The organism is Rhizobium ecuadorense (assembly GCF_001187535.1).
Taxonomy (GTDB): domain Bacteria; phylum Pseudomonadota; class Alphaproteobacteria; order Rhizobiales; family Rhizobiaceae; genus Rhizobium; species Rhizobium ecuadorense.
This window is the reverse complement of record NZ_LFIO01001729.1, coordinates 1-456: the sequence shown is the minus strand read 5'-3', so window position 1 is coordinate 456 and position 456 is coordinate 1. Positions and strand designations below refer to the sequence as shown.

General features: G+C 59.0%; 1 protein-coding gene. It reads right to left on the bottom strand.

The features are described from left to right. Positions 1 to 453: alpha/beta fold hydrolase (locus AF337_RS33205; protein ID WP_280138884.1), on the bottom strand; the 453-nt coding region annotated here is incomplete at its 3' end. Positions 454 to 456 lie beyond the last annotated feature (3 nt).

The window sequence follows — 456 nt, the reverse complement described above, 5'->3', positions numbered from 1 at the left end:
ATGCCCTGATTCCTTTGCGATAACGAGTTCGGCATGCGGGATGCCGGTCCGCAACTCCTCGGCTTCCGGGAGGCTCCGCAGTTTGTCTTGGGCAGCGGCAACAACGAGCGTCGGACAGACAATTTCGCCCAGCCTGTCCAGGTCGCCCTCTCTTTCCAGAGCCACCTGGCGAATGAAAACGTCCTTGCCCAGATCAAGGCTCATGCGACGGACACGTTCCACCATCGCGATGTTGTTCGCATTCCTTGGGTGGAGCGATTGCAAAATTGTCGCTCGGCTCAATCCGGCGAAACGGGAGACGCGTAGTTGTTCTGAGGCACTGGCCTTTCGAATGATCTGCGCGGGTGTATCCGCGCGGGCGGAAGTGGCGATGAGTACCAGCGCCTCCACTCGGCTGGAAGCGATACGAGCTATTTCCCTCGCCACGTAGCCGCCCATGGAGAATCCAATCAAAGC